The organism is Embleya sp. NPDC020630, assembly GCF_044334985.1.
Classification (GTDB): Bacteria; Actinomycetota; Actinomycetes; order Streptomycetales; family Streptomycetaceae; genus Embleya.
The window spans coordinates 80,486-107,056 of record NZ_JBIRUB010000022.1; the positions used below are offsets into that span (position 1 = coordinate 80,486).

General features: G+C 70.6%; 21 protein-coding genes and 1 tRNA gene. 8 read left to right on the forward strand and 14 right to left on the reverse strand.

All coding sequences use genetic code 11. The annotated features are described in order from the left end of the window. Positions 1 to 262: 262 nt before the first annotated feature. From ACH4XV_RS40925 to nth, 3 genes are all read right to left on the reverse strand, one after another. On the reverse strand, positions 263 to 1,447 hold the full coding sequence (locus ACH4XV_RS40925) for a MarP family serine protease (protein ID WP_379998894.1): 1,185 nt from the start codon (positions 1,445 to 1,447) through the stop codon (positions 263 to 265). Positions 1,448 to 1,884: 437 nt separating this feature from the next. Beyond that, positions 1,885 to 2,613 (reverse strand): NUDIX hydrolase, encoded by a 729-nt coding sequence (locus ACH4XV_RS40930; protein ID WP_395798432.1) that lies wholly within the window; start codon positions 2,611 to 2,613, stop codon positions 1,885 to 1,887. After that, positions 2,610 to 3,500 carry an endonuclease III gene (gene nth / locus ACH4XV_RS40935; RefSeq protein ID WP_395798434.1) on the reverse strand — a complete coding sequence of 297 codons (891 nt, stop codon included), beginning with the start codon at positions 3,498 to 3,500 and terminating at the stop codon, positions 2,610 to 2,612. The genes ACH4XV_RS40930 and nth overlap by 4 nt, the downstream gene beginning before the upstream one ends. Positions 3,501 to 3,717: 217 nt before the next feature. Here nth and ACH4XV_RS40940 point away from each other — a divergent pair, with 217 nt between their 5' ends. Beyond that, positions 3,718 to 4,392 carry a Crp/Fnr family transcriptional regulator gene (locus ACH4XV_RS40940; RefSeq protein WP_078976497.1) on the forward strand — a complete coding sequence of 225 codons (675 nt, stop codon included), beginning with the start codon at positions 3,718 to 3,720 and terminating at the stop codon, positions 4,390 to 4,392. Between the two features lie 85 nt (positions 4,393 to 4,477). Here the strand turns inward: ACH4XV_RS40940 and ACH4XV_RS40945 are convergent, their stop codons facing one another. From ACH4XV_RS40945 to ACH4XV_RS40965, 5 genes are all read right to left on the reverse strand, one after another. Further along, a complete protein-coding gene (locus ACH4XV_RS40945) occupies positions 4,478 to 5,302 on the reverse strand; it encodes an MBL fold metallo-hydrolase (protein WP_395798436.1) in 825 nt (274 codons plus the stop codon). Positions 5,303 to 5,381: 79 nt separating this feature from the next. Further along, positions 5,382 to 6,257, reverse strand: coding sequence for an NUDIX hydrolase (locus ACH4XV_RS40950; RefSeq protein WP_395798438.1), 876 nt, complete (start codon positions 6,255 to 6,257; stop codon positions 5,382 to 5,384). A 124-nt stretch (positions 6,258 to 6,381) separates the two neighbouring features. Then, on the reverse strand, positions 6,382 to 6,849 hold the full coding sequence (locus ACH4XV_RS40955; protein WP_395798440.1) for a RidA family protein: 468 nt from the start codon (positions 6,847 to 6,849) through the stop codon (positions 6,382 to 6,384). Next, positions 6,846 to 7,010 carry a hypothetical protein gene (locus ACH4XV_RS40960; protein ID WP_395798442.1) on the reverse strand — a complete coding sequence of 55 codons (165 nt, stop codon included), beginning with the start codon at positions 7,008 to 7,010 and terminating at the stop codon, positions 6,846 to 6,848. The genes ACH4XV_RS40955 and ACH4XV_RS40960 overlap by 4 nt, the downstream gene beginning before the upstream one ends. 11 nt (positions 7,011 to 7,021) lie before the next feature. Beyond that, positions 7,022 to 7,474 (reverse strand): Lrp/AsnC family transcriptional regulator, encoded by a 453-nt coding sequence (locus ACH4XV_RS40965; RefSeq protein ID WP_379998882.1) that lies wholly within the window; start codon positions 7,472 to 7,474, stop codon positions 7,022 to 7,024. 168 nt (positions 7,475 to 7,642) lie between these two features. Here ACH4XV_RS40965 and ACH4XV_RS40970 point away from each other — a divergent pair, with 168 nt between their 5' ends. The 4 genes from ACH4XV_RS40970 to ACH4XV_RS40985 all read left to right on the forward strand — a co-directional run bounded on the left by ACH4XV_RS40970 (position 7,643) and on the right by ACH4XV_RS40985 (position 12,212). After that, positions 7,643 to 8,506 carry a tryptophan 2,3-dioxygenase gene (locus tag ACH4XV_RS40970; RefSeq protein WP_395798444.1) on the forward strand — a complete coding sequence of 288 codons (864 nt, stop codon included), beginning with the start codon at positions 7,643 to 7,645 and terminating at the stop codon, positions 8,504 to 8,506. 22 nt (positions 8,507 to 8,528) lie between these two features. Further along, a complete protein-coding gene (gene kynU / locus ACH4XV_RS40975) occupies positions 8,529 to 9,824 on the forward strand; it encodes a kynureninase (RefSeq protein ID WP_395798445.1) in 1,296 nt (431 codons plus the stop codon). Positions 9,825 to 9,972: 148 nt separating this feature from the next. Beyond that, positions 9,973 to 11,034 (forward strand): ArsA-related P-loop ATPase, encoded by a 1,062-nt coding sequence (locus tag ACH4XV_RS40980; RefSeq protein ID WP_395798447.1) that lies wholly within the window; start codon positions 9,973 to 9,975, stop codon positions 11,032 to 11,034. Next, a complete protein-coding gene (locus ACH4XV_RS40985; protein ID WP_395798449.1) occupies positions 11,031 to 12,212 on the forward strand; it encodes an ArsA family ATPase in 1,182 nt (393 codons plus the stop codon). The genes ACH4XV_RS40980 and ACH4XV_RS40985 overlap by 4 nt, the downstream gene beginning before the upstream one ends. A gap of 214 nt (positions 12,213 to 12,426) precedes the next feature. On the opposite strand, the gene ACH4XV_RS40990 is transcribed toward ACH4XV_RS40985, so the two are convergent. Next, the gene (locus ACH4XV_RS40990; protein ID WP_020554910.1) at positions 12,427 to 12,741 is read right to left on the reverse strand and encodes a WhiB family transcriptional regulator; all 315 of its coding nucleotides are present in this window, start codon (positions 12,739 to 12,741) and stop codon (positions 12,427 to 12,429) included. 369 nt (positions 12,742 to 13,110) lie between these two features. Between ACH4XV_RS40990 and ACH4XV_RS40995 the strand changes: the two genes are divergently transcribed. After that, positions 13,111 to 15,465, forward strand: coding sequence for a transglycosylase domain-containing protein (locus tag ACH4XV_RS40995; RefSeq protein WP_395798451.1), 2,355 nt, complete (start codon positions 13,111 to 13,113; stop codon positions 15,463 to 15,465). A gap of 275 nt (positions 15,466 to 15,740) precedes the next feature. Here the strand turns inward: ACH4XV_RS40995 and ACH4XV_RS41000 are convergent, their stop codons facing one another. Further along, a complete protein-coding gene (locus tag ACH4XV_RS41000; RefSeq protein ID WP_395798453.1) occupies positions 15,741 to 16,196 on the reverse strand; it encodes a GatB/YqeY domain-containing protein in 456 nt (151 codons plus the stop codon). Between the two features lie 157 nt (positions 16,197 to 16,353). Here ACH4XV_RS41000 and ACH4XV_RS41005 point away from each other — a divergent pair, with 157 nt between their 5' ends. Further along, positions 16,354 to 17,286: a metallophosphoesterase gene (locus tag ACH4XV_RS41005; protein ID WP_395798455.1), complete on the forward strand. Its 933-nt coding sequence runs from the start codon at positions 16,354 to 16,356 to the stop codon at positions 17,284 to 17,286. Between the two features lie 49 nt (positions 17,287 to 17,335). Then, positions 17,336 to 17,412: transfer RNA gene (locus ACH4XV_RS41010), tRNA-Pro, on the forward strand. A 351-nt stretch (positions 17,413 to 17,763) separates the two neighbouring features. Here the strand turns inward: ACH4XV_RS41010 and ACH4XV_RS41015 are convergent. Genes ACH4XV_RS41015 through ACH4XV_RS41030 form a run of 4 tightly spaced genes read right to left on the reverse strand, consistent with a single transcriptional unit; the run spans position 17,764 to position 26,462 of the window. Further along, positions 17,764 to 20,481 (reverse strand): pPIWI_RE module domain-containing protein, encoded by a 2,718-nt coding sequence (locus ACH4XV_RS41015; RefSeq protein WP_395798457.1) that lies wholly within the window; start codon positions 20,479 to 20,481, stop codon positions 17,764 to 17,766. Continuing rightward, positions 20,469 to 24,035: a hypothetical protein gene (locus tag ACH4XV_RS41020; RefSeq protein WP_395798459.1), complete on the reverse strand. Its 3,567-nt coding sequence runs from the start codon at positions 24,033 to 24,035 to the stop codon at positions 20,469 to 20,471. Before ACH4XV_RS41020 ends, ACH4XV_RS41015 begins: the two co-directional genes overlap by 13 nt. Continuing rightward, a complete protein-coding gene (locus ACH4XV_RS41025) occupies positions 24,028 to 25,089 on the reverse strand; it encodes a hypothetical protein (RefSeq protein ID WP_395798461.1) in 1,062 nt (353 codons plus the stop codon). Before ACH4XV_RS41025 ends, ACH4XV_RS41020 begins: the two co-directional genes overlap by 8 nt. After that, positions 25,086 to 26,462, reverse strand: a complete 1,377-nt coding sequence (locus ACH4XV_RS41030; protein ID WP_395798463.1) for a PD-(D/E)XK nuclease family protein — start codon at positions 26,460 to 26,462, stop codon at positions 25,086 to 25,088. The genes ACH4XV_RS41025 and ACH4XV_RS41030 overlap by 4 nt, the downstream gene beginning before the upstream one ends. Positions 26,463 to 26,571: the final 109 nt, after the last annotated feature.

Below are 26,571 nucleotides of genomic sequence, written 5' to 3' on the forward strand. Positions count from 1 at the left end.
AGCGCTCCGAGCATGGCGGCGGGGGCCGGGGACACCCGGTCGGAGACGGCAGAGACCCTCATGGTTGAGATCCACACCACCGGTACCCAAGGGTTCGAGCACGAGCGAGGGGCGCCGGCCGGCGCGGTTGCCGACCGGGGGGATCATTTCCCGGGGCTGATGGGGATATTGCGCCGGCGAGCACGCTGGTTGACGTTGCGTCTGCGCTTCCCCCGCTGACCCGTCACGGGCCGCCGCGCTCCGGCGGCCCGTCGGTTCGACGTCACATCGCGCAACTCTGGGTGTCCACGGGGCGGTCGGCGACCGCCCCGGCTTCGGCGTCCGCGCGGACCTCCTCGACGGTGAGCGCGTATCCGGTGGACTCGTCGTCGAGCGACTTGGCGAAGATCACCCCGGCGACCTTGCCGTTCGGCGAGATCAGCGGTCCGCCGGAGTTGCCCTGGCGGACCTTCGCGTAGAGCGAGTAGACGTCGCGACTGACCGTGCCGCGCTTGTAGATGTCCGGACCGCCGGCCTGGATCCGGGCCCGCACGCGCGCGGCCTCGACGTGGAAGGCGCCGTTCTCCGGGAAGCCGGCCACGATCGCGTCCGCGCCGCTCTCCACCTTGGGCTCGAACAGCAGTGGGGTGGCCTTGAGCCCGGGCACCTTGAGCACCGCGATGTCGCGCTTCCAGTCGTAGAGCACGACCTCCGCCGGGTACTCCCGGCCCTCGCCGCCGATCTGCACGTTCGGCTTGCGCACCCCGCCGACCACGTGGGCGTTGGTCATCACCCGCTGCGGCGCGTAGACGAAGCCGGAGCCCTCGATCACCTTGCCGCAGCTCTTCGCGGTGCCGACGATCTTGACGATCTTGTCCTGGCTCTCCCGGACCGCGGGCATCGACAACAACTTCGGGTCCGGCGGCGGCACCTGCGGGATGTCCTCGCGCACGAACGGACTGAACACCTGTGGGAAGCCGTTGCGGTCGAGCAGGTTGCCGAACGAGGAGAACCACGTGTCCGCGCCCCGGGGCAACACCTTCTGCACGCCGCCGAGCACCTGGGACGAGCGCACCTCGCGCGAGACGGTGGGCATCGACGCGCCCGCGACGGAGGAGCCGATCAGCCACACCACGATCAACAGCGCGCACACGCTCACGATCGCGCCGCCCGCCGCGTCCACCAGGCGCGCCGGTCGCCAGGTGAGTCGGCGGCGCAGCCGGTTGCCGGCCGCGGTGGTCAACGCCTGGAGCGCGGTGGCCAGCACGAGCACGACGCAGATCGCCGCGATCGAGGGCCCGAGCCCCGGCTCGAAGCGGTTCAGCAGCGAGGGCACCAGCCACATGCCGAACACGCCGCCGCCGATGAAGCCCAGGAACGAGAGCACGCCGACGATGAAGCCCTGCCGGTATCCGGAGATGGCGAAGGCCACCGCGGCGGCGAGCAGCAACAGGTCCAGGACATTCACGCGCTCACGTTCTCACGTGCGAGCCCGCGCTGTCCGCAGCCGTGCCGCTTCGTCGAACACCGGTGACACAGCCATACGAAACCGCCGTTGACGCACCATCAGCCCACCCTCCGCGAGCCGGGCGTCCCCGCCCGCCACCCCCGTGGCGCGTCAGCGCCCACGCCTCAGGCCACCCGCGTGATCGACGCGCGAAGCGCGGAGAGCGGCGGAGCCGCGAGTTTTGGGCCGGTGACCCGGAGCGAAGCGGAGGGACACCGGCCCCGAGCGAGGGGCCACTTTTTTTCTCGGAGGAGCACAGCGGGGGAGAGAAAAAAGTGGCCCCTCGCGAGCCGGCGCGAAGCGCCCAACAAGAAGCATCGCCGCCGACACGATCTCGGTCCGGCGTGATGCTGCGGACACGACCCACCTCCGCCGGCCGGCGCGAAGCGCCCAACAAATCAAACCCCGGGTTCGGAGGCGGTTTCCTCGTAGGGGTCGAAGCCGCGCCGGGCCAGTCGGTCCTCGGCGTCGGACAGGGTGATCTCGCGCCGGGGGTCCCACGGCCGCTCCCAGCCGGTGTGGTGCAGCACCCGGTCGATCAGCCCCGCGGTGAAGCCCCAGACCACCAGGTCCTGCACCTCGAACGCCGGTCCCAGGTGGCCGCCGGGATGCCGCAGCCGGACCCGGTTGGCCGGGTCGGCGAGTTCGGCGATGGACACCCGCAACACGCGCGCGACCTCCTCCGGCGCGCCCGGAGCCACCTCGCTCTCCCGGTGCCACCAGGCGAGCACGGGCGTGACCACGAAGTTGCTCACCGGGATGTACAGGTCGGGCAGTCGGCCGAAGACCCGCACCCCGGCGGGGTCGAGCCCGACCTCCTCCTGCGCCTCGCGCAGCGCGGTGCCCTCGGGCCCCTCGTCGCCCGGATCCACCGAGCCGCCGGGAAAGGCGGCCTGGCCCGCGTGCGAGCGCAGCGTCGCGGCACGCTGGAGCAGCAGCAGATCGGGTCCCTCGGGGCCCTCGCCGAACAGGATCAGTACGGCGGAGCGCCGGCCGCCCTCGGCGGGCGGCAGGAAGCGGCTGAGCTGTTCGGGGCTGACCGACCGGGCGGCGCGCGCCACCGGGCGCAGCCACTCCGGCAGGTCGGCCTCGGCCCACGTCTGGATCCCGGTCCCGGTCTGCGTCACCCGGCGTCCCCCTCGTCTTTCGGTGCTTTCGGTGCGTCCCGCGTCGGCTCGGCCTGCTCGGTCGGTGGGGCCAGCACCGGTTTGGCCGGCGGCTTGAGCCGTTGGCCGGGCTGTCCGGCCATCTCGTACTTGAGCAGGGCCCGGGCCTTGATCGGGTCCGTCTCGCCCTCGCCGTAGGCCGGACACAGCGGCGCGATCGCGCACGCCCCGCAGGCGGGCCGGCGGGCGTGGCACACCCGGCGGCCGTGGAAGATCACCCGGTGCGAGAGCAGGGTCAGGTCGCGGCGCGGGAAGAGCGCGCCGACCTCCTTCTCGATCCGGACCGGATCGTCGTCGGTGGTCCACCCGAAGCGGCGGGCCAGTCGCCCGAAGTGGGTGTCGACGGTGATCCCGGGGACGTCGAAGACCTCGCCGAGCACCACGTTGGCGGTCTTGCGGCCGACCCCCGGCAGGGTGACGAGGTCGGCGAGCCGCCCCGGCACCTCGCCGGCGTAGCGGTCCAGGAGCGCCTGGGCCAGACCCTGTACCGAGCGGGTCTTGGCCCGGAAGAACCCGGTCGGCTGAATGATCGACTCCAGCTCCGCGGGCTCCGCCGCGGCGATCGCGGCGGCGTCGGGGAAGCGGGCGAACAGCGCCGGGGTGACCGTGTTGACCCGGCGGTCGGTGGTCTGCGCGGACAACACCACGGCGACCAACAACTGGAACGCGTCGCCGTAGTCGAGTTCGCAGTGCGCACCCGGGTATATCTCGCCCAGTTCGCGGTTGATCCGGCGCGCACGGCGCACCAGGGCCAAGCGGGACTCGCCCTTCCCGGCTTTTGTGGCTTTCACGACCTTCGCGGTGCTCCGCGACCCGCGCGGCGCGGGCTCCGTCACGTTGCTCGACACCCGGCCAGAGTACGCAGATGCGCGGGCACTACGGTCGAGCAGTCCGCACACGCTCGATCACAGGAGCGACATGTCCGGTTACTGTGGATCCGCCCGTTCGTGATCCAGGCCACCCCGCGTGATGATTGCGGGTACCGGTGCGTCAGACTGTGACCGATCGCACTGTTTGACCGTCCGGCTTCATTGGTGTCGACCAGGCCGGCCTAGGAGGAACCTCGTGGACGACGTTTTGCAGCGGGCTCCGCTGTTCGCGGCGCTCGAAGATGAGGACGCCGCCGAGCTGCGGGCCTCCATGACGGAGGTCGGGCTCGAGCGCGGGGATTCGCTCTTCCACGAAGGTGACCCGGGCGACCGGCTTTACGTGGTGATCGAGGGCAAGATCAAGCTGCACCGCAGCTCCAACGACGGCCGGGAGAACATGCTCGCCGTGCTCGGCCCGGGCGAGATGTTCGGCGAGTTGTCGCTGTTCGACCCCGGACCGCGTACGGCGACCGCGACCGCGCTGACCGACGTGCGGCTGCTCGGCCTGGGCCACTCCGACCTGCAGCCGTGGCTGACCGGTCGGCCCAAGGTCGCCGCGGCACTGCTGCGGGCGATAGCCCGTCGGCTCCGGCGGACCAACGAGAGCCTGGGCGACCTGGTCTTCTCCGACGTGCCCGGCCGGGTGGCCAAGGCGCTGCTCGACCTGTCCCGCCGGTTCGGCGTGCCGGCCGACGAGGGCATCCACGTGGCGCACGACCTCACCCAGGAGGAGCTGGCCCAGCTGGTCGGCGCCTCGCGGGAGACGGTCAACAAGGCGCTGGCCGACTTCGCGAGCCGGGGTTGGCTGCGGCTGGAGGCGCGTGCGGTGGTCCTGATGGACGTCGAGCGGTTGTCGCGCCGCTCGCGCTAGCACTGCGTACACATCGACCCGTGGGCCCGCCGTCGGCGGGCCCACGGTCGTGTTCGGGCGGCGGTGCGCTCAGGCGTCGATGCGCTCAGGCGTCGGCGCGCTCGGCCAGATACTCCAGCTGGGCGCGGACCGACAGCTCGGCGGCCCACCACACGTCCCGGTCCACGTCGGCGTAGACCCGCCGGACGACCTCCTCGGCGGTGGTGTCGCCCGCGGCGACCGCGGCCTCGACCTGGGCCAGCCGGGCCGCCCGGTGCGCCAGGTAGAAGTCGAGCACGCCGGCCGCGTCGTCCAGGATCGGGCCGTGCGCGGGCAGCACGGCGGTGATCTCGCCGGATTCGGCCAGCGTGCGCAGCCGGCGCAGCGAGTCCAGGTAGTCGCCCAGGCGGCCGTCGGGATGCGCGACCACGGTGGTGCCGCGGCCGAGCACGGTGTCGCCGGTGATCACGAACCGGTCCGCGGCCACCACGAAGCACACCGAGTCACCCGAATGGCCGGGGGTGGCCAGCACGCGCAGATCGAGCCCGCCGTCGTCGATCACCTGCCCGTCGGTCAGGCCCTCGCCACCGTAGCGCCACTGCGGGTCGACCGCGTGCACCACCGCGTTGGTGAGCGCCTTCAGGCCCGCCACGCCCGCCGAGTGATCGGGGTGGCCGTGGGTGAGCAGGATCCGGCCCACCCGGCGGCCCTCGGCCTCGACCGCGGCGACGATCGCGCGCAGATGGCCCTCGTCGTCGGGGCCCGGATCGATCACCACGGCGGTGTCCGCGCCGGGTTCGGCCACGATCCAGGTGTTGGTGCCGTCGAGCGACATCACGCTCGGGTTGGGCGCGAGCAGACAGGTCACCCGCGCGCTCGCGGGTCCGCCGATGCTCGCGCGGGGGTTGCCGGGCAGGGGCTGTGCGTTCATGGTCGCCATCCTGTACCTCGGGTGCCCGGGACCGAACGGTGGATCGTTGCGTATCGGCCCCCGGGGCGCCGACGCGGGGTCAGCGCAGACCGAACGGATCCGCGATGCCGGGCCATTCGAGCACGAGGCGGTCTCCGTCGAAGCGGCCCCGCGCCATGATCGGACTGATCTCGCGGTCCGCGGCGGCGGCCAGCGCGGCGGCGGGGTCGGCGAGTTCGGCCAGGTGGCGCAGCGTGTCGATGGTGGGCGGCAACATGGCCATCTCCTGCGCGCGGTGTTGGGCCAGCGCGTCGGCGGGGCGGGCCCAGGTGACCCGGTCCGCCTCGCCCGAGACGTCGCGGGTGCGTTGGCCGGCGGGCAGCGCGGCGACGAAGAACCACGTGTCGTAGCGACGGTCCTCGAATTCCGGGGTGATCCAGCGCGCCCACGCGCCGAGCAGGTCGGAGCGCAGCACCAGGTCGCGGCCGGCCAGGAACTCGGTGAAGGTGCGCTCGCGGGCCACCAGCGCGGCGCGGTCGGCCTCCCAGTCGGCGCCGGTGGTGTCCGAGACGACGGTGGTCGGGTCGGGCCCGGCGAGCAGCACGCCGGATTCCTCGAAGGTCTCCCGGACCGCCGCGCACACGATGGCGCGGGCCTCCGCGACCGTGGTGCCCAGCCGTTCGGCCCACTCGGCGGGTTCGGGCCCGGCCCAGGCGGGCGAGTGGTCCGCGTCGCGGGGGTCGACCCCGCCGCCGGGGAAGGCGTACATCCCGGCCGCGAACTTCATCGTGGTGTGCCGGCGCAGCAGGTAGGCCTCGGGCCCTCGGGGACGGTCGCGCAGCAGCACCACGGTCGCCGCGCGGCGCGGGGGCACCGGTTCGGCCTCGCCGGCGATGATCGCGCGGGCCCGCTCGGTCCAGGACGCGGGCATGCCCGGCTGGGCGCTCCCGGCTTGCGTACTCCCCGTTTCGGCCATGCGCCGGATCGTACGCCTGACCGAGTCAAGTTCCATCCCTGACCCCCCGAAACCGAGCGGACCCGCCCCTTTCGGGTGCGGGTCCGCTCCGCGCGTACCTCGACGGGGACGCGCGCCGTTCGGGTCAGACCACCTCGACGAGGATCTCCACCTCGACCGGGGCGTCGAGCGGCAGCACCGCCACGCCGACCGCGCTGCGCGCATGCCGGCCGGCCTCGCCGAAGACCTCGCCCAGCAGTTCGCTGGCGCCGTTGATCACGCCGGGCTGCCCGGTGAAGTCGGGGGCGCTGGCCACGAAGCCGACCACCTTGACCACCCGGCGCACCAGCGCGAGGTCGCCGAGTTCGGCCTTGACCGCCGCGAGCGCGTTGAGCGCGCACTGCCGCGCGAGGTCCTTCGCCTCCTCGGCGGTGACCTCGGCGCCGACCTTGCCGGTCGCGGGCAGCTTGCCCTCGATCATCGGCAGCTGGCCGGAGGTGTGGATGTAATTGCCGGTGCGGACCGCGGGCACGTAGGCCGCGACCGGAGGCACCACGCCGGGCAGCGTCAGGCCCAGGTCGGTGATGCGCTGTTCGGGGTGTACCTCGCTCACGACGCCACCTGCTTCGCCCGCTTCATGTAGGCCACCAGGCTCTCCGGGTTCGGGCCCGGCACCACCTGGACGAGTTCCCAGCCGTCGTCGCCCCAGTTGTCCAGAATCTGCTTGGTCGCGTGCACCAGCAGGGGGACGGTCACGTATTCCCACTTCGTCATGGGTCCAGACTTTAGACCGACACGTCCGGCGGTTCGACGGGGCGCCACGCCACCGGCGAGGACAACACCATCGTGCTGGAGGGTTTGCCGTGCTCGGCGAGCCGGTCGATGAGCACCTGGAAGTCGACCATCGTGGCGACCGCGACCATCAGCAGGCAACACGCGTCGCCGGTGACCCGGTGTACCTGGAGCACCTCGGGCCATTCGCGCACCGTGTCCGCGTCGCGGCGCAGCAGACAGCCCGGGCCGTAGCAGTTCATCCGGACCAGGGCGACCACGCCGCGGCCGGCCGCCGCCGGGTCCACGTGCGCGTGGTAGCCGGTGATCACGCCGCTGTGTTCGAGTCGGCGCACCCGGGTGGCCACCGCCGGCGCGGAGAGGTTGATCCGCCGGGACAGTTCGTTGAGCGAGGTCCGGGCGTCGCGTTGCAGTTCGGCGAGCAGTCTGCGGTCGATCGCGTCCATGTTCGCCCTCCGTTCACGATCGTGAGGGTATGTCGTCCGACACGTTGCGAGCGTAAACCGAATCGGCCGTTCCGAGGTTCGACGCCCATTCCCAACCGAGCCGTCGCACGATTGCATGTGGGCACTCCCCGACCGGCCCCCGGCGGGCCCGGCGCGAGAGGTGGACGTATGGCGATCGGCGCATCGACGCCCCGAAGCGAACCGACGCACGGCGTCCACCCGCCGAACGCGCGGCCGGCCGGCGCGATCCCCTACGCGGACTACGCGAGTCTCGACACCCTGCTGTCCCTCCAGCGCACCCGCACCGACGTGCCCGCCGAGATGTCGTTCCTGATCGCGTCCCAGGTGATGGAGTTGTTGTTCGCGCTGCTCCGGCACGAATGGACGATCGCGGGCGAGCGGCTCGACGCCGACGACGTGGCGGGCGCGACCGACACGCTGCGGCGCAGCGTGCGCGAGTTGGACGTGCTGGTGTCCACGTGGGACCTGCTCGCCACGCTCACCCCCGGCGAGTTCGGCGCGTTCCGCGAGGAGTTGGGCGAGGCGTCCGGCTTCCAGTCGTACCTGTACCGGCACCTGGAGTTCCTGCTCGGGATCAAACGCGCGGGGGTGCTGCGGGGCTACGTGGGCACCCCGGACGTGCACGCGGAGCTGGACCGGGCGTTGCGGGCGCCGAGCCTGTACGACCACGCGCTGGACCTGCTCGCCCGGCGGGGCCGGTGCGAGGCCGCCAGCGGGCGGTCCGACCCGAGCCGGCCCTACGAGCCGACGGAGGACGTCGAACGCGCGTGGGCGGGCGCCTACACCGACGGGGTGCGCGATCTGGTCGCTCTCGGCGAGGTGTTGACCGACATCTCCGAGCGCTGGACCCGCTGGCGCGAGCGGCATCTGGCCGCCACACTGCGAGCGCTGGGGAACCGACCGGGAACGGGCGGTTCGGCCGGTGCTTCTTGGTTGGCACAGACCGTACGCGTGCGCGTTTTTCCCGAGTTGTGGACCATGCGCACCTTGGTCGAACCATCGAAGTCCTGATTCATCGAAAGACTGGTGGAGCATGTCGGATTCCTCGTTGAACACGGTCGCCGACGATTCGTCGGACCAACGCTCGACCGCCGGCCTCGCGGCCGGGCGGAGCACCACCGCGGCCGCGCTCGACGCCGCCGATCCGCTGGCGCACGTGCGCGAGCGGTTCCTGCTGCCGGAGGGTGTGATCTACCTCGACGGCAACTCGCTCGGGGCGCTGCCCGCCGGCGTGCCCGAGGCGCTGCGGGACGCGGTGCACCGGCAGTGGGGCACGGACCTGATCCGGTCCTGGAACGCCAACGACTGGTGGGGCGCACCCGCGCGGATCGGCGACCGGATCGGCGCGCTGATCGGCGCCGCGCCCGGCCGGGTGGTCTGCGGCGACTCGACGTCGGTACAGATCTTCAACGCGATCGCGGGCGCGCTGCGGCTGCGCCCGGGGCGCACCGTGGTGCTGGCCGACCCGGACAGCTTCCCGACCGACCTCTACCTGGCCGACTCGATCGCCGGCCTGCTCGGTGCCGAGGTGCGCCGGGTGCCGGTCGGCGAGGCGGCCGAGGTGTTGCGCGCGGACGGCGACACGATCGCGGTGATCGCGTACAACCACGTCGACTACCGCAGCGGCGAGTTGCGCGACCTGCCCGGCCTGACCGCCGCCGCGCACGCCGCCGGCGCGTTGGCCCTGTGGGACCTGTGCCACTCCGCGGGCGCGTTCCCGATCGACCTGGACGCGCACGAGGTGGACCTCGCGGTGGGCTGCGGCTACAAGTACCTGTCCGGCGGGCCCGGCGCGCCGGCGTTCGTCTACGTCGCCGAGCGGCACATCGCCGCGTTCGAGCCCGCGCTGACCGGCTGGCACGGGCACGCGAACCCGTTCGGCATGGAGGCCGGCTACGCCCCGGCGCCCGGCATCGAGCGGGCCCGGATCGGCACGCCCCCGCTGCTGTCCATGCTCGCCCTGGAGGCCGCCCTCGACGCCTACGACGGGGTGTCCATGGCCGAGGTGCGGGCCAAGGGCCTGGCGCTGACCGACCTGTTCATCGCGTGCGTGGGCGACCTGGGCCTGGAGACGCTGACCCCGACCGAGCACGCGCGGCGCGGCAGCCAGGTCGCGGTGCGCCACTCCGAGGCGCACGCGGTGATGGCGGCGCTGATCGACCGCGGGGTGATCGGCGACGTGCGACCGCCGGACGTGCTGCGCTTCGGCTTCAACCCGCTCTACATCGGACACGCCGACGTGGTCGAGGCCGCGCGGGTGCTCGGGGACATCCTGGAGACGGGGGCGTACAAGGAAGCGCGCTACGCCGTTCGGTCGACGGTGACGTGACGCGGGTCACCCCGGGGGGATCACCTCCGACCGGGCGGGGAGCGGGTGGTTAGGCTCGACTCGTGAGTTTGGGTGCGAGGTCACACGGGTCCGGTGGTTGCACGCGTGCGGCCGAATGGCGCAAGCCTTCGAGGGCAGGGATCCGGGCATGCCGCCGCCCCGAGCCGAGCGCGCCGCCCCGTCCCGCCGGGCGGCTGCGTTGACCACGTGGCCGGCGGGCGCACGCACGACCGACGGCGACGCCGATTGGGAAGGCGTGCGCCTGCACGTGGTCAGCGGCAAGGGCGGCACCGGCAAGACCACCGTGGCCGCCGCCCTCGCCTTGGCGCTGGCCACCGGCGGGCGGCGCACGCTGCTGGTCGAGGTCGAGGGACGGCAGGGCATCGCGCAGCTCTTCGACTGTCCGCATCTGCCCTACGAGGACCGCCGGATCGCGGTCGCCCCGGGTGGTGGCGAGGTGTACGCGCTCGCGATCGACCCGGAGGAGGCGTTGCTCGAATACCTCGACATGTTCTACCACCTGGGCCGGGCCGGTAAGGGCCTGAAGAAGCTGGGCGCGATCGACTTCGCCACCACCATCGCGCCCGGTCTGCGCGACGTGCTGCTGACCGGGAAGGCGTGCGAGTCGGCCCGGCGACGGGTGCAGGGGGCGTTCGCCTACGACGCGGTGGTGATGGACGCGCCGCCGACCGGGCGCATCGCGCGCTTCCTCAACGTCAACACCGAGGTGGCCGGGCTGGCCCGGTTCGGTCCGATCCACACCCAGGCCGAGGCGGTGATGGGGGTGATCCGCTCGGCGCAGACCGCGGTGCACCTGGTCACCCTGCTCGAGGAGATGCCGGTCCAGGAGACCGTGGACGGTGTCGCCGAACTGCGCGCCTCGGGCCTGCCCACCGGCGGTGTGGTGATCAACATGGCCCGCCCGCCGCTCCAGGCCGAGGACGAGAGCGACACCGGCCGGCGGCTGACGCCCGAGCTGCTCGAGGCCGGGCTGCTCGCCGGCGGGATCAAGCCCACCCGGCCGCTGGTCGCCTCGCTGCTCGGCGAGGCCGACGAGCACGCGAGCCGGATCGAGTTGGAGAGCACCGGCCGGGCCCTGGTCCGCGGCCTGGATCTGCCGGTCTACGAACTGCCGCTGCTGGCCGACGGGATGGATCTGGGCGGTCTGTACCGCCTCGCCGAAGCGCTGCGCGAGCAGGGGATGGCATGAACAGGCTGGAGATCGACGCGCTGCTCGACGACCCGGGCACCCGCATCCTGGTGTGTTGCGGCTCCGGCGGCGTGGGCAAGACCACCACGGCCGCGGCGCTCGGGCTGCGCGCGGCCGAGCGTGGTCGCGACGTGGTGGTGCTGACCATCGACCCGGCGCGCCGACTGGCCCAGTCGATGGGGTTGACCGAGTTGGACAACACGCCCCGCCGGGTCGTCGACGTCGACGAGACCAAGGGCGGCAGCCTGCACGCGATGATGCTCGACATGAAGCGCACGTTCGACGAGATCGTCGAACAACACGCCGACCCCGAGCGCGCGCAGCAGATCCTCGACAACCCCTTCTACCAGTCGTTGTCCTCCAGCTTCGCCGGCACGCAGGAATACATGGCGATGGAGAAGCTGGGCCAGTTGCACGCGACCGGCGAGTGGGACCTGATCGTGGTGGACACCCCGCCGAGTCGCTCCGCCCTCGACTTCCTGGACGCCCCCCAGCGTCTCGGCTCGTTCCTGGACGGCCGGCTGATCCGGATACTGTCCGCCCCCGCCAAGGTCGGTGGACGCGGCGCGCTGAAGTTCCTGTCGGCGGGCATGGGGATGATGACCGGTGCGCTGAGCAAGGTGGTCGGCGCCCACCTGCTGACCGACATCCAGACCTTCGTCGCCGCGCTCGACACCACCTTCGGCGGCTTCCGCAAGCGGGCCGACGCGACCTACAAGCTGCTCCAGGCCCGGGGCACCTCGTTCCTGGTGGTCGCCGCGCCGGAGAAGGACGCGCTGCGCGAGGCCGCGTACTTCGTCGACCGGCTCGGCACCGAGCGCATGCCGCTGGCCGGCCTGGTGCTCAACCGGGTGCACGCCACGAGCGCGGGGCGGCTGTCCGCGGAGCGGAGCCTGGCGGCGGCCGAGTCGCTGACCGAGCGGGCCGACGACCTCGACGACCCCGCCGACGGGGAATCGGCCGACGACGCACCGCAGCCCGCCGATCTGCGGCTGGTCGCGGGGCTGCTCACGCTGCACGCCGAGCGGCTGCGGGTGATCGACCGCGAGGAGCGCATGCGGACCCGCTTCACGTCGATCCACCCCGAGGTACGGGTGACCGAGGTCCCGGCGCTGCCCGGAGACGTGCACGACCTGGCAGGTCTGCGCGTCATCGGCGAGAGCCTGGGCTCCGGCTGACCTCGCGGCCGGGCCGGACCCGCGGGCCCGGGTGATCCGGACCGCGGTGACCCACCGCCCGACGTCTCGTCGCCACCCCGCCGGGACCCGGGCCTGACTCCCGGCCCCGGCGGGCGGTGACGTGCGCGCGCGATGGCGTTGCGGATACGGCGGTGTTCGAAGGTGCCGACCTCGGGTCGTCCACACGTGTTGCGCCACGTGTGCCGACACGTGTTCAGCCGGCGACCCGGAACTCCTCGTCTCCGTGGATGTCGCGCTCGTACTCCTCGCGCGCGGTCTCGAGGAGCCGACGCCACGAGGTGATCATCGGCCGGCGGCGCAGCAGCGCGCGCCGCTCCCGCTCGGTCATGCCGCCCCAGACGCCGAACTCCACCCGGTTGTCCAGCGCGTCGGCCAGGCACTCGGTGCGGACCGGACATCCGGTGCACACTGCCTTGGCGCGGTTCTGCGCCGCCCCCTGCACGAACAGCTCATCCGGATCGGTACTCCGGCAGGCGGCCTGCGTGCTCCAGTCGGTAACCCAGCTCATGCTGGTGCCGTCCTCTCCCGATTTTCGAGGCTCCCCCAACGGCGGCGCCGGGAATTCCCGATGCCAAGCAGGACGGTACGAAACCCTGGGCACGCGCAACAGCCCCTGCGCGGGCAGTCATCGATGGCCCGGAAGGACTATGCGCAAATATGGACCCACCCGTCCGGGTGAATGCTCTTGCGCTTTGGGTCCGGGCTTCACTCAGAAGAGGGCACGTCGGAGGCACGAGAGACGGCAGCAGGACCCGACATCCGGCCGCTTTCACTCCAAAGAGTGAAATGCGTGATGACACGAATCCCCCGGCTGCTCCGCCAGCTTAGGCGAAGTCCCTTCGCCGCGTAGGGTGTTTCGGCACGTAGGCTGTCGCCCATGGCCCGAACTTCCTCCGGCTCGGCCCGCCCGAAACGCGGTTCGTACCGTCCACGATCCCCGCTGGGCTTCGTGGGACGGTTCGCCGCGTTCGTGGGTGCGAGCATCCTCGCCGGCGCCCTGGTCGCGGGAGTCGCGCTGCCGTTCGTGGGCGGCCTCGGCCTGTCCGCGAAGGCGGCGTCGGAAAACTTCGACGACCTGCCCGGCGATCTGGATCAACCGTTCCTCTCGCAGCCGTCGTACATCCTCGACTCCGAGGGCAACCAGCTCGCGATGGTCTACGACCGCTATCGCATCCTGAGGAACTTCGACCAGATCGCGCCGATCATGCGTCAGGCGATCGTGGCGATCGAGGACTCGCGCTTCTACGAGCACGGTCCGATCGACCTCAAGGGCACCCTGCGTGCCCTGTTGCGCAACCAGCAGTCGGGTGGCACCGGATCCAAGCAGGGCGGATCCAGCCTCACCCAGCAGTACGTGAAGAACATCTTCGTGGAGGAGGCCGGCAACGACCCGGCCAAGGTGGCCAAGGCCCAGGCCCAGGAAGTCTCCCGCAAGATCAAGGAGCTGAAGTACGCGATCGGCCTGGAGCAACGGCTGTCGAAGGACGAGATCCTCACCCGGTATCTCAACATCACCTTCTTCGGCCGCCAGGCGTACGGCGTCGAGGCCGCGTCGCAGCGCTACTTCAGCAAGCACGCCGCCGATCTGACCCTGCCCGAGGCGGCCACCCTGGCCGGCGTGGTGCAGGCGCCGTCGGCGTACGACCCGATCGGCTATCCGAACGCCGCGCGGGATCGGCGCAACGTCGTGTTGCAGCGCATGGCCGAGGTGAAGGTCATCACCCAGGCCGAGGCCGACACGGCCAAGGCGACCGAACTCAACCTGAAGACCCAGCCGCTGCCCAACGGCTGCATCACCGCCGACCAGATCGACGGTGCCGCGTTCTTCTGCGACTACGTCGAACGGGTGGTCAAGAACGACCCGGCGTTCGGCGCGAACAAGGACGAACGCGACAAGATGTGGCGCGAGGGCGGCCTGAGGATCACCACCACGTTGGACCGAAAGGCCCAGAAGGCGGCCTACACCGCCGCGACCAAGGGTGTACTGCAAAAGGACCCGGTCGCCGACGCGGTCGTCATGGTCGAACCGGGCACCGGGAAGATCAAGGCGATGGCGCAGAGCCGGCCGTACGGGTTCGGCGACTACGAGACCACGCTCAACTACTCGGTCGACCACAACATGGGCGGCTCGACGTACGGCTTCCAGACCGGGTCCACGTTCAAGCCCATCACCGCCGCGGCGGCGCTGGAGAACGGGATGAAGGTGGACCAGGAATACTCCACCGGCTACGACATCGACATGCGGAAGGAGAAGTTCCGCACCTGCGGCGAATCGACGCGCGACCCCAAGTACCAACCGCAGAACGAGAGCCGCAGCGAGACCGGCACCTGGAACATGCAGACCGCGCTGGAGAAGTCGATCAACACCTACTTCGTCCTGCTGTCCAAGGACGTGGGGCTGTGTCCGATCGCGACGCTGGCCGATCAGATGGGTGTGCACCAGGGCAACGGCGAGGCGCTGAAGCAGGTGCCCAGCATGACGCTCGGCGCCAACACCATCGCGCCGATGAACATGGCGGCGGCCTACGCGACGTTCGCCAGCCGCGGGGTGTACTGCACGCCGATCGCGGTCACCGAGGTGGCCAAGCTCGACGGCACCAAGTTGTCCGTGCCCCAGGCGGGCTGCAAGCAGGTGATGAAGCAGTCCACCGCGGACACCATCAACACCCTGCTCAAGGGTGTGGTCGAGGACGGCACCGGCACCCAGGCCGGCCTCAAGGACCGCGACAACGCGGGCAAGACCGGCACCACCAACGAGCGCAAGGCGGCCTGGTTCGTCGGCTACACGCCGAACCTGTCCACCGCGGTGTGGATCGGTGGCGCCAAGAACGATGTCGAGATGGTCGACATCAAGATCGCCGGGACCACGTACGAGAAGGTCTACGGCGGACAGGTCCCCGGACCGATCTGGAAGAGCGCGATGTCGGGTGCGCTCAAGGGTGTGGACGCGCCGGACTTCGCCGCCCCGCCCCCGGGCGCGATCCCGGCGAAGCCCGATCCCAACAAGAAGCCGGACGACGGCAAGCCCAACCCGCGCGACCAGAACCGGCCGCCGGGTGGCGGGAGTACTCGGCCGCCGTGGCCGCCGTGGACTCCGCCGGTGACGCCGCCGACCACGCCGACCACGGGCGGGGGCGGTGCCACCAAGCCTCCGGAGACGCCGCGGCCGCCGGGGCACACTCGGCCGCCGAGCACGGGGGATATCGGGGGTGGGGATTTCGGGGGGTTTTGAGTGGGGGTGGTCGCGGGGTCGCTCGTGATCGCCCGTAGGCCCCCGTAGTCGCTCGTGATCGCTCATGGAAATGTCGATGGTGGTGCTCCCGATGTGTTCGGGGGCACCACCATCGGCGTGTGGAGCGGGGGTCGGGCGGGTGTGCCCGGGGTCGGGCGCGGGACCGGCTCTGTGCGGTCCGCCCGGTGCGGTCCGCCCGGTGCGGTCCGCACTGTGTGGTCGGGCCTGTGCGGTCGGCGCTGTGTGGTCGGGCCTGTGCGGTCGGCGCTGTGTGGTCAGCCGGCCAGCTGGCTCTTGATCTCGGCGGCGATCCGGCCGCCCTCGGCGCGGTCGCCGATCTTGGGGCGGACCACCTTCATGACCTGACCCATCGCCTGCGGGCCGGCGGCGCCGCTCTGCGCGATGGCGTCGGCGACGATCGCGCGGAGGTCGTCGTCCGACAACTGCGCCGGCAGGTAGGCCGCCAGGACCTCGCCCTCGGCGCGCTCGCGGGCGGCGGACTCGGTCCGGCCGCCGTTCGCGAAGGCCTCGGCGGCCTCGCGACGCTTCTTGGCCTCGCGCACGATGACCTTCAGCACCTCGTCGTCGGACAGCTCGCGGGCGATCTTGCCCGCGACCTCCTCGTTGGTGATCGCGGTCAGGGTGAGGCGCAGCGTCGAGGAGACCAGTTCGTCACGGGACCGGATGGCCGCGGTCAGGTCGCTCTGCAAACGGCTCTTGAGGGTGCTCATGGGGTCAAGTGTCGCAGCCGTGACCGGCGTGCCCGTACCGAATTACCGCGCTCGGAGTGCGTCGCGACCACTCTCGCCCGGGCCCGACCGCCGTCCCGCGACGTCGGGTGCGCCGCCGAGACTGCCGAGCATCGGCCGGCTCTGCCAGCATGGAGGGATGCGACCGCGTTCAGCCTTTCCCCTAGCCGTAGCCGCCACCGGGGCCGCCTGCCTCACCTACGCGGCGGCCTACGAGGCCCGTTCGTTCCGTCTGCGCCGGGTCGAGGTGCCGGTGTTGCCGCGCGGCGCCCGGCCGGTTCGGATCCTGCAGGTGTCCGACATCCACATGGTGTCCGGTCAGCGCCGCAAGCAGGAGTGGCTGCGCCGCCTCGACGCGCTGCACCCCGACATGGTGCTGAACACCGGCGACAACCTGTCCGACCCCGAGGCGGTGCCGGAGACGCTGGACGCGCTGGGCCCGCTGCTCGGTCGGCCCGGGGCGTACGTGTTCGGGTCCAACGACTACTTCGGCCCGCGCCCCAAGGACCCCACGGGCTACCTGCGTCGTGACGACGGCACCCGCCGGCTCGGCCGGGAGAACCCGTGGACCGACCTGCGCGACGGCTTCGACGCGGCGGGCTGGGCAAACCTCAACAACGCGCGCGGCCGGCTCAAGGTGGACGGCCTGGACATCGAGCTGGTCGGCCTGGACGACCCGCACATCGACCGGGACCGCTACGAGCAGGTGGCCGGCGGCCCCGACCGCAGCGCCGACATCTCGCTGGCCGTGGTGCACGCGCCGTACCTGCGCGCCCTCGACGCCTTCACCGCCGAGGGCTACCCGCTGGTGATCGCCGGCCACACCCACGGCGGCCAGGTCTGCGTCCCCTTCTACGGCGCCTTGACCACCAACTGCGACCTCGACCGCAAACGCGCCAAGGGCCTCTCGAAGCACCTGTCCGCCGACCGCGAGGCCTACCTCCACGTCTCCGCCGGCTGCGGCACCTCCCGCTACGCCCGCTTCCGCTTCGCCTGCCCCCCGGAGGCCACCCTCCTCACCCTGACCCCCCGTCAGTCCGGCGGCGCCACCGCCGCCCCGCCCCCGCGCTAAACCGGATTTCGCCTCAGGCCCCCGACCCGCTAAGCTGAACGCGCAGCATCGGGGTGTGGCGCAGCTTGGTAGCGCGCTTCGTTCGGGACGAAGAGGCCGTGGGTTCAAATCCCGCCACCCCGACCACCGTCAGGGGCCGTATCAGAGAGATCCGATACGGCCCCTGACGCGTTGCCGGCGCGAGGTACAGCACTCACTCCGGCTGTGAGCAACCTTGATCAAGCGCTGGGTCGGGTGGCCCACCCTTGGTGACCCGATGACTGGCCTGACGCAACTGCCACCGAGCGTCTCACCAACCTCCTTGAGCGCTTCGCGCATCCGCCCCCGACAAACTGGGGGCACGTTGGGGCTCCTGATGATCAGGAACCTTCTCGCCGGTGTAGAACTCGGACTTTTCACAGACGCCTGGTGGAAACGACCGAGCGCTGCTCCACGGCTTGGACAAGTCGCGGAGCAGCCGGCATTGCCCGCAGGCTGCTACACGCGGTTCTGCTCGGCCAACGGAGCCGGTGCCGGGGCGAGCGGCAGGACGTACTCCTCAGCCAGATTCGCCAGGTGCAACGGGAGCGGCCGGGAGAGCGGGTGGTAATCGTCGTGGAAGCGCAACTGGTGGGCAGCAGCAGCGACCACTGCGGGCCGGTCCGACCTCATGCCGGTGCGTCCGGCAGCCGCCAGGGCTGCCTCGGACAGGCAGCCCAAAACGGTGAGTTCCAAGGCTTGGGGATTCCAGGCCGTCGCTGCGGGACCATGCGGCCAGTTCTTGTCCGGAACCAGCTTGCGGAGGTCGCGGCGCACCGTGCCCGCAGTCGGCGGCTTGCCCACCGTGCTGACGAACACCCGATTATCGGCATCCGCTTCCCGCGCTGCCCAGAGACCTGCGGAGAACCCCGGCGTTTCCACCTCAGTCTCACCTGGTGCGTACCACTGGGGCGTCTCGCCACGGCTGTTGGCGTCGCGGAGCAGCACCACACGCAGGTCCTCCCCGTGAAGCGCGAGCCGGGCAGGCGGCTCCCCATCGAACGTGAGCATGTCCTTGACCAGCTGCCCGTTATTCAGTCCGGGCCACACCTCACGCAGGTTGCCGCTGTTCACAAGGAGCAGGGTCGGCCGGTCGCGCACCTGGTACAGCAATGCTCTGATCTGGCGCTCGACCTCGTCGCGCCGCTCCTCGGTGGTCGAGGCGGCGCGACCGAATCGGGTTCTCGTCGCAGCACCATCGGCAGCGAGGGTGAGCAGCAGCCGGGCGTAAGGCACCCACTCCTTGCGGGCGTCGTCCCAGCCACGTACAGGGTGCACCGGATCTCGTGGGCGGATCCGGAGGGCGACCAAGTGCCGTCCGGCCTGCCGAGTCGGCCCGTTGGCCTGCCGCCGCACGTGCCAAACCGCGAGATACTGGAGGTCGTCCGCCAGTTCCTCGTCCAGCCGCTGGTCCGGGGGGACAACGGCACCGAGCTGGCGCATCCCGTCGGCCAACGCGGACCGGGCGCGCTGAGCCAGAGGCCCTTCGGCGTCCTCCGGTACGACGATGAACTGGCTGACCCGGCGGGCCGACGCGCAACCGTGGCGCAGCGCGGACTTGGGATCGGAGTCCTGCGCCGAGAATCGCTCCGGACCCAGCGTCTCGATGATCGCAAGCCCCACCGGGCCGCTTCGGGGACCGAGCTGGGCGACCGTCAATGCGGCGCGCGCCCGGACGGCCTCCGCCAGCGCCTGGGCTCGTGATCGGCCGGATTCCCGGGCGATCTCCAGTGGTGCGCCCAGGGCACGGAGTGGCCGGGAGCGGAGCACGACATGCAGATCACCGTCGTGCCACTCCTGGTCGCCATCCGCTCCGCCCGATCCGACAGGGAGCTCCAGCCACTCACGAAGTGCCGCAACCAACTCGTCCCGGGTCTCCTCCGTCTGCCAGAGCAAGTCCACCAGCAGCGGCTGCCCGTCGAGTGTCGCGCGCACTGCGTCGCGCCGGGCTTGCACGCGGTACCGGGAGCGCGTCTTCAGCTCCTCCGGGTCCTTCGTCTGCGCGGCGGGCAGTAGGGCGGGCTTGGACTTCCGGTGCGCGCGTCCGAGGTCGGGCACCCGGCGCAGCACGGGTCGAAGTCCCTCCTCGACCCAGCGATCGAGCATCGACCGCTCTAGCGGCATGAGTCCGGTTCCGACACCGTGCCGGCCCATCGTGGTGCTGTGCAAAATGCCTGCGGCGACCCCGTCCCGGCCTTCGATCCAGTCGACCGGGTCTGCAACCAACTCAGCCGGCTTCGGGTAGGCGCGCAGCACGTCCAGTTCTGGCAGCAGGTCGACCAGGCTCTTCCGGCTCCAGGCAAGCATGCCAAGGCGGCGGTCGAAGACCAGGGAGTTGGCGGTGAGCCGCCAGCGCGGACCGTCGGCGCCAGGCCACGGCAGCGGCGCATCGAGCAGGACGGTCGCGCCGCGGCCCTCTGGCAGCCAAACGGGCGAGCCGGTGGCCCAGCGGCGGATTCCGTACGAGACGTGCACCCGAAAGCGCGCGGCGAACGGAACCGTCTGCACGGTGACGGTCACCAGCCCTGAGTAGTACCAGACGCGCTTTCCCCGGGTGTAGCTCTGCGGCGGCCAGCTGACCAACTCGACCCCTTGGTCACGGGTTACCAGCCGGAAGGAGAGGTCGACGCCGTTCAGGTGGAGCGGGCGGGCGGCGAGCCTGGCACCGATCCACTCTGGCAGCAGGTGGTAGAGCCTGCGGTCGGGTTGGGCTGTGCCGCCGGGGGACAATTCCGCGGACGTAAGGTCCACGGCCTCATGTTGCCATCGCGGGGCATGCTGATCGATGAGCGCCAGTGCTCGGTCCAGAGCCACCCGGTGGTCGGCCGCACGCTCGACGTCGGGGTCGGCGCCCGGCGGCAGGGTTAGCACCCAGGAGGCCAGCAGCGGCGTAACCAGCTCGGCGGGCATCTCCTCGGACGCGTAGAACCAGGGCACCTCGGCAGTGCTTCCGGCTCCCCGGCCGGTGGCCACCAGACCCGGGGCGGTGGCTCGCAGCAGGTCGTTGAGCTTTCTGATCGGCAGGCCCACCGGTTGCTCCCGGCGCCACTGTCGCCGATAGAGGTCCATGAACTCGGTCCGCCATTCCTCGGGGAAGCTGATCGCCCGGTATTGCTCGGTCCAGGGCCCGGCCTGCGGATCCGGTTCGTAGGCGGTGGTGCTGATCAGGCGGTACACGTGGTGTTCCTTTTGTCGGAAGACTGGGCAAGGCATCGGTCGAGGGCTGTCCACATCGGCCGGTAGAGCGCCTGAACGATGTAGCGGTCGGCAGCAGGTACGGGGGCGTCCGGGGTGAAGTAGGGCTCCAATACGGCATGGATGCTGTGCAGCAGGCTGGTCTTCGGGGTGTCCGGCTGGTTGGTTGTCTGACCGGCGGCCAGGTGGGGCGAGAATGCGGCGTCGACGAAGGCGACTCGGGTGGGCACCGCACCCCGCACGGAGCGGCCGATCACCTGCCAAATCAGCACGAGCAGGTCCCAGGTGACCTGCTCTCGGTCGTCGCCCAGCCGGCTCCATGCCATGCTCCTGGCGAGCACCCGATACCACTGCGAGCGAGCCAAATCCCTGACCTTGCGGGCGCCGAGGCCCAGAGTGGGCTCAGCCCGGACCCAGTCGGCAAACTCGCCCCCGTCGATGGCCCGGACGATCCAGTCGTTGATTGCGTGCACGGCGAGACCAAGGTCGTCAGGTCGCGGATTGGGCCGGGCAAGGAAGTAGATCGACCCGATCGCGGCGTGGTTGCGGTCGAGGTCGAGGATGTTGTGACCGCGTTCCACCGCCAGCAGGGGCGCCACCAGGATGTCGGCGCTGGTGTTGGCGAGCGTTTCCACATCGCCGCGGCGCAGCACGGGCGCGTGGTGCTCGTCGTCGTCCGACCAGATTCCGGCGTCGGGGTCGTCGTCGGACACCAGCCGACGAACCCTGCCCTTCCAGCGCTTGTTGAGGGTATGCAGGGTGTCCGCCACGACCTTGGCCTCCTCATAACTGCCGACGAGCAGCAGGATGTGGCGGCGGCTCTCCGGAAGGAGCGTCAACTCCTCCCGCAGACGGCTGATTCCGGCGTCCTCCTTACCGAGGGCGATGGCCATCCGGCGCAGAATGTCCGCTCGCTGGTCGAGTGGCTCGCCGGAAAGTCGCTGTGCCTCGTTGGGCTCATGGCACTCGCACCCCGCGCGGCACGCGCACCCGTCACGGACGAACTCGTAGCGGAACTCGCTCTGCTCAGCGATCCGGTCGAGCTCCTCCGGGGCAGGCTCGATGATCACGCCGATCGGCACCGAGATGTGATATCGGCTGGAGCTTCCAGCCCAACTGCTGCCCGACATCAGCAGGACGTTGGTACCAGGGCGGCCGTCCACCGTGGGCAGGTCGGGCATCACCCGGAGCAGTTCCCGACCGACCCCGCTGCACCGGAAGAAACGTAGTTCTCCAGTGCGCACTCCGCCGAGGTCCGGACCTTCCATCACGAACTGGAAGCCGATCAAATTGCCCATCGGTGCTTCGGGCACCATCGGGCCGTAGTCGAGCGGCCTGCGGTACATCTCGTTGAAGCCCAGGTGGAGCGCCGCAGCGACACGCGGCCACATGGCGTTGATCAAGGCGAGCTTGGGCTCGAGTGCACTGAGCAGCAAGGTGAACTCGAAGCGGGCCATCAACAGGGTCAGCCACCGGTCGGGGCTCTCCGGCGGGCGCTTTCTACTCCTGCGCCCGAAGGCCCTGCGGCCTGTCCCGCCCGACCCAAGTGTCGATGCGAGTTCGCCTGCGGCAGGCCCACGCAGTTCTCGGTACCGTTCACGGCCCTCGTCAGTGGGTTCCAGCAGAAGGTCGAGGTCGAACAGGTCGCGGAGCACCTCCTCCAGCCGCTCCCGAGTGCGCTCACGGTAGTTGGTGTGCAGGAGTTCGCCGAGCAGACCTGTGAGCTCCGCACCGTCATCGAGGGGTCGCCGTCGGTCGCCGAACGGGTTCTCCCGAAAGGTGTCCAGGATCTCGGTGAGCCGCCGTCGAGGCGCTCGGTGCGGATGTTCGGCGTCGGGTCCCACCCCCCCGACCGGTGTGTCGTCGCGATCCTCCGGAAGTGGGTACCGCTCCTCCAGCAGGCGGAGTTGGAGCGTCCAGGCACTGAAGTACCCGGTCCTGACCCAGTTGCGCAGGTCGACGTCCCGAACCAACATGGCAACCAGGCGGTCGGCCGCGGTCTGCGTGGTGTTGACGGCGGCCGACCAGTTCTCCACGTCACGGTCGGACAACTGGATCCGGCCGGCGCCGGCCAGCTCACGAATGCGGTGCTGGTTGACGTCGTCAAGGAAGGACCGGATATCGGGGCCGCCGCCGATCAGCGGAATGGCCGGCGCGAACATTCGGTCGAGCTGCATCTGGACTCGGTCCGCCTCGTCGACGATTACCAGGTCGCTACGCCTGCAGGCCAGTTCGAGGTAGCGAATGCGCTCGTGATTCTGTGGATGCGGCACCGCAGAATCGACCAAGCTGGCAGGCGTGGCGATCCAAATGGCCGCGTCGACCAGCTCGCGGGCGCTGTGGTGGCGAGGGCAGCCGGACCAGAAGGGGCAAAACACCCGGTGCCGTGACCACGACTCGTCCGCGAAATCCCGGCGGCGGCTGGGCGGTTGCAATCTGCTGCAGGGCGCTTCGCCGTATCCCAGCGGGTCGTCGGCAAACTGCCCCTCCGCGTATCGTAGTGCGTTCAGGGCGCAGGACGTGCTCAGGTACACAAACCCAGGGTCGTCGTGGGTGAGTAGGTTACGCCCGCCACGTCCGATCAACCGCCGGTGCAGCCGCTCGGCGTGCTGCTGACGGCCCGATGCACCGAGCACCGGGGCGGCCGACCCAGGCACATACGTGTTGTACAGCCGGACCAGCTTGAGCTGTTCGGCGACGTCTCCGATGACGATGGTTGCCCGGAGGCCCCGCCTGGCCAAGTGCACGGCCAGCACGTCCCGCAGGGTGCTTTTACCGGCGCCGACGATGCCCAACAGATGCTGGAGCCGCGCCACCTCGAAACCGTCCGCGCGCCGGAACTCCCCGCCTTGGCCGTCGAAAAGATGGATCGCACGTAACCGTCCGACCCAGTTCACTGGCTCCACCGAGTCCATGAAGGCCGCAGTCTCCAGCAGGTCGTCCCATCGGAAGTGCAACGGCTTCCCCCCGTTCACTGGCGGCGCCGCAAGGTCGTGGGCGATCGGCGGCGGCAGGGCATGCTCGGGCAGCCGGACGGTAGTCAGGTGCCGGCCGATCGGGAAGGCGTGCCGTCCCGCTTTGGCAAACGCCATGGGTCGTCCGGCGAAAGCCGGTGCCTCGCGCAGCAGCCGCTCGTAGGTCTCCCAACGATCCGGTGCTACTGACAGCGAGGACCGGCGAGCGGCTGGACGATCCGGGTCGGCGACCTCATAGCCGCGGAGCTGGCGGTCGATCCGCTGATACTCCTGAAGTGCCTCGGTCCAGGCCAGACGACGGCCCCAGGTCCAGAGGGTATGCCGGGCCGTACGGAGGGTCCGTTCTCCGGCTGCGTCGACGGCTCCCGAGACCCGCGCGAACGGGTACCCGCTGAACAACGTCCAGGCATCTGCTGCCGGCGCGCCGGTGGCAAATGTCTCTTGAAGGAGGAGCCCAACCTCGATTTCACACATGGAGACAAGCCGAGCGGCCTTCAGTTGCGGGGCCGCGTCCGACAAACGGTCGACCACCTCGACCAAGGACTGGGTGGTGCTACGCATGGGCCCTCCTTGTTCGACCGGTCGGCTCCGGCGCGGTGAACTCGCTCGCGGACAACAGACGCACCCGGGTGCCGGTTGGCACCGCACAATCGAAGTCCTGTCGATACCCAGGGCGCGCCGCCACCCCGTCCGGGACCACGACGTCCAACGGCTCACCGAGCAGGGCGGCGACCTCCGCCGCCCGTAGGGCGGCCGGCAGCGGTTGCTCTCGATCGTGGACCTGAAAGGCACGCAGCATCCCGTCATGGCTGGAGAAGAAGTGGACCCCCAGGCCAAGAGGGCGCAGCCGGGCCCTCTCCGCGAGCTGGGAGCGAACGGTCAGCTCGGTACGGCCTGGAAGTGCCAGAAAGAATCGCAACGCTAACGGCAGGGCAAGGGCCAGCCCGGGCTGCTGGGACACTTCAAGCTTGCGACCCACTGCCAGGCACCCGCCCTCACACCATCGACCTTCCGTTGTCGCAGACTTCGCGAGCAGCCCACAACCGGTGCAGCAGTGCAGCAACCCGTCGATCGTGAAGCGGTCGGGTACGGGACCGTAGAGTTCCTTGACCAGCCTCCAGGTCTGAGCCACGGCCGGCTGCAGCACTTCCACCGGATCGAAGCGAAGGATGACTGGCCGCCGGATGAGGAAGTCGCGGCACACCGCGAACCGCTCCACGGTGCCGCATGTGTTGGCAAGTCCGGCCAGTAGGGTTTCGGCCTCCTGCTCCGGCCCGCCCTGCGGGCCGAAAGAGGCCAGCTCAGCGCAAGTCCTGGTCGGCTCGCCCGCTGCAGGGTTGATCAGACGGGCATCTGCGGTCAGGAAACCACTCGGCAGTGCCAGCGGCCAACCATCCAGCTCTCGCTCTCGACACCAAGACATCAGCTCTGGTATTCCGGAGGGCACCGGCAGGCCCCTGGTCAGGCCCGCGAGCACCAAGCGGTCCAGGGTAAGTTGAACGATCGGCGGGTAGGGCAGCCGGAACGTCGACGACCGGGCCACGGAGTTCAGTTCGATCACGCTGCGGGCCACCGCAACCAGTAGGTCAATGTCCGTCGACACGTCCTCGGTCACCGGCCCGCCCCCGGTCCCGCCGTCTGTCGCACCGAGCACCACCGCGCCACTTCGCAAGTAGCGCACTCAGCGCCGGGGACAGCCACGAAGAGCCTTTCCGCGTGCCAGCCCGATACCTGCTCGCGCAGCGCCGCCTCGGCGGCGGCCCCGGTCGCGGGTGCGAACGGATCGAGGATTCGCAGGTCCACGCCGCCGGGACGCAGCAGCTCCAACTCGACCCTTCCCCTGCCCGGCGGGCCGGGGAGCGCGCCCTTGCCGATTATCCTGATGGCCAGGGCCAGTTGGGGGTAGGCCGCCAACACGTCGCGGCGAGGGCGATTGCTGCGGGAGGTTTTGGTCTCCCGCCAGACCCATGAGCCCGCGTCCCGGTACAACAGGTCAGGCTCCGCCACGACCAGCAGGTCGGCCGCAGAGTCGTCGAACACCAGCCGGGGCTCGATCCGGATCTCCGACTGCTGTCCGACCATGTGTAGCGGGCATACTTCCGCGTGGTGGCTCAGCAGCTCGGCACCGAGCTCTCGTTCCTCAACAGGGAGTTGGTAGCCCTCAGGTACCCATTCTGCTGGGATGTCAGAGGTGCAGGGCGTGCGCGGCTGCCGCGCGTGTCGCTCGGCGAGGAACGCGTGGACGGCCCGCCCACGTTCGGCGGCGGCGCCCCGTTCCACAGTGTCGTCAGTCGGAAGCCGCAGCTCGCGCAAGTAGCCGCGGGCCGGGCAGCTCTGGTGCCTTCGGCCGGTGGTCGAGGACCAGCTACGGCGCGGCCGGCTCCGGTCGGATATCCCAAGCAACCCCGCTTCCCTCGGAAGCGCTGGGCAGACCGGCGCAACCGAACACGAGACACAGGCGGCACCAGGCCGATACTCCCGGCTGTCGAGCAGTGTGCGAACGGCGGGCACCCCATCGGCCCGGTAGGCCGCCAGCGCCTCGTCCCGAGTGCCGTCGAAGACCGGTGCCGTACGTCCGTCGGAGAGGGCGAATTGAACGACCCTGACCCGTTCGAGCCGGGGATCCGGATTCCCCTCCGCCGCGACCAGGGCAGCCACCGCGCGTTCCGCCGCGCTGCGCGCACGGAGGCGGTTGACTGGCAGGCGCAGCTCGCGCAGCCGACCATCGTCCGTCTCGAAGCAGCGGCCCCAGGCGATGATCCGGTACTCCACGGCGCCGCGGCCGCTATCCGTAGGGCGGTAGTGCCGATAGACCCAGGGCTCGCGGGCGAGGCGAAGATCCCGGTCGGCCTTGAACGCCTCCTGATACATCCGCAACGCATGCTCGGTCCACTGCCGCAGGCCATCGTGTAGCGGACGCCGCCCCTTGCGCGGTGGGCTCGGCAGCGGCTCATCCACCGTCCGTTCCATCTTGTCAGCCGCAGCCATGAACGGGCCGTGAGGGAAGGACTCCAGTAGCTCGGGCTTCCAAACCGCCCGCGTGCGAAGCCGCAGTCCACGCGCCTTGAGTGCATCGGATGCCGGGCACCGATACTTC

Bases quoted from the DNA above. Each gene is read 5' to 3' on its own strand.
- ACH4XV_RS40945 (WP_395798436.1), bottom strand. From the start codon at position 5,302: ATGAACGCACAGCCCCTGCCCGGCAACCCCCGCGCGAGCATCGGCGGA.
- ACH4XV_RS40950 (WP_395798438.1), bottom strand. From the start codon at position 6,257: ATGGCCGAAACGGGGAGTACGCAAGCCGGGAGCGCCCAGCCGGGCATG.
- ACH4XV_RS40960 (WP_395798442.1), bottom strand. From the start codon at position 7,010: ATGACGAAGTGGGAATACGTGACCGTCCCCCTGCTGGTGCACGCGACC.
- ACH4XV_RS40965 (WP_379998882.1), bottom strand. From the start codon at position 7,474: ATGGACGCGATCGACCGCAGACTGCTCGCCGAACTGCAACGCGACGCC.
- ACH4XV_RS40970 (WP_395798444.1), top strand. From the start codon at position 7,643: ATGGCGATCGGCGCATCGACGCCCCGAAGCGAACCGACGCACGGCGTC.
- kynU (WP_395798445.1), top strand. From the start codon at position 8,529: ATGTCGGATTCCTCGTTGAACACGGTCGCCGACGATTCGTCGGACCAA.
- ACH4XV_RS40980 (WP_395798447.1), top strand. From the start codon at position 9,973: ATGCCGCCGCCCCGAGCCGAGCGCGCCGCCCCGTCCCGCCGGGCGGCT.
- ACH4XV_RS40985 (WP_395798449.1), top strand. From the start codon at position 11,031: ATGAACAGGCTGGAGATCGACGCGCTGCTCGACGACCCGGGCACCCGC.
- ACH4XV_RS40990 (WP_020554910.1), bottom strand. From the start codon at position 12,741: ATGAGCTGGGTTACCGACTGGAGCACGCAGGCCGCCTGCCGGAGTACC.
- ACH4XV_RS40995 (WP_395798451.1), top strand. From the start codon at position 13,111: ATGGCCCGAACTTCCTCCGGCTCGGCCCGCCCGAAACGCGGTTCGTAC.
- ACH4XV_RS41000 (WP_395798453.1), bottom strand. From the start codon at position 16,196: ATGAGCACCCTCAAGAGCCGTTTGCAGAGCGACCTGACCGCGGCCATC.
- ACH4XV_RS41005 (WP_395798455.1), top strand. From the start codon at position 16,354: ATGCGACCGCGTTCAGCCTTTCCCCTAGCCGTAGCCGCCACCGGGGCC.
- ACH4XV_RS41020 (WP_395798459.1), bottom strand. From the start codon at position 24,035: ATGCGTAGCACCACCCAGTCCTTGGTCGAGGTGGTCGACCGTTTGTCG.
- ACH4XV_RS41030 (WP_395798463.1), bottom strand. From the start codon at position 26,462: ATGGCTGCGGCTGACAAGATGGAACGGACGGTGGATGAGCCGCTGCCG.